A 1028-nucleotide genomic window follows, 5' to 3' on the forward strand; every position below is an offset into this window, starting at 1 on the left:
GCCTTGTGCTCCCCGCCCGTGCCCGTATCATCGGCGCGAATCCACCCGCAACGGACCGCCCCATGCCCAGCCCGCCCCAGGACCACCTGTTCGCCCTCACCGGCTCGCTGCAACCGGCGCGCCGCGCCTGGCAGCAGGCCGCCAGCCTGGTGCTGGCCGAGAGCGGCCTGTCGCTGGCGGTGGCCACGCCGGTGCTGCTGGTCTCGCGCATGGGCGACGGGGTGCTGCAGAACGTGCTGGCCGACCGCATCGGCGTGCACCCGGCCGCCCTGGTGCGCACCCTCGACCAGGCCGAGGCCGCCGGCCTGCTGGAACGGCGCATGGTGCCGGGCAACCGGCGGCTGCGCGCCATCCATTTGCAGGATGCGGGACGCGAATTGGCCGAACGCCTGGAGAAAGCCCTCAACGCCCTGCGCGCCGAAGTGCTCGGCAGCATCCCCCGGGAAGACGTCGAGACCGCCACCCGGGTGCTGCGGCTGATGGAGGAAAAGGCCCGCGCCTACGCCCAGCAGAAACCCGGGGACGCCTAGTTCCTGCTCGCGAACGGTGCTTGCCGGCGGCGGCTGCCGCCCTCACCCGCAAGCGGGAGAGGGGGCTAGCCGGCGTCTGAAAGCCCAATCGCGGACAAGGCCCTACGACCATGCCCGACCGTAGGGCGAATAACCGTTCGCGGTTATCCGCCGCCGTCCGGAACAGCGGTGTCCGGGACCATTGGCGGATAACGCCGTAGGCGTTATGCGCCCTACGGGTTGCAAGGGGGCGGCGCGGGGCGCAAGACAGTTGCTCGCTTCCCTGGAACCGTAGGAGCAACTGTCTATTGGGTTTGGGTGTAGCGCGCCGCTCCGAGTGCGTTGATGTTTCTTGTTTCGCCCCCTCGGGCGAGTCACTTTTGTCAAACGCCACAAAAGTAACCAAAAAGGCTTGCCCCGCCATACGGGCCCGATGAAGCCGGGCTACCCTCGCGAACTCCCCCGCCACGGAGGCCCGCCCCGACAGCACGTCCCTGTGCTGATCGGGGCTCTCGCGAC

General features: G+C 69.5%; 1 protein-coding gene. It reads left to right on the top strand.

What is annotated here, in order from left to right; all coding sequences use genetic code 11:
* The first annotated feature begins 62 nt into the window (after window positions 1-62).
* Window positions 63-530 carry a MarR family winged helix-turn-helix transcriptional regulator gene (locus tag DK254_RS16830; RefSeq protein ID WP_109934701.1) on the top strand — a complete coding sequence of 156 codons (468 nt, stop codon included), beginning with the start codon at window positions 63-65 and terminating at the stop codon, window positions 528-530.
* Window positions 531-1028: the final 498 nt, after the last annotated feature.

The organism is Pseudomonas sp. RW407 (assembly GCF_003176655.1).
Lineage (GTDB): Bacteria > Pseudomonadota > Gammaproteobacteria > Pseudomonadales > Pseudomonadaceae > Pseudomonas > Pseudomonas delhiensis.

Excerpts from the sequence above, each read along its gene's own strand:
- DK254_RS16830 (WP_109934701.1), top strand. The coding sequence starts at position 63 with ATGCCCAGCCCGCCCCAGGACCACCTGTTCGCCCTCACCGGCTCGCTG.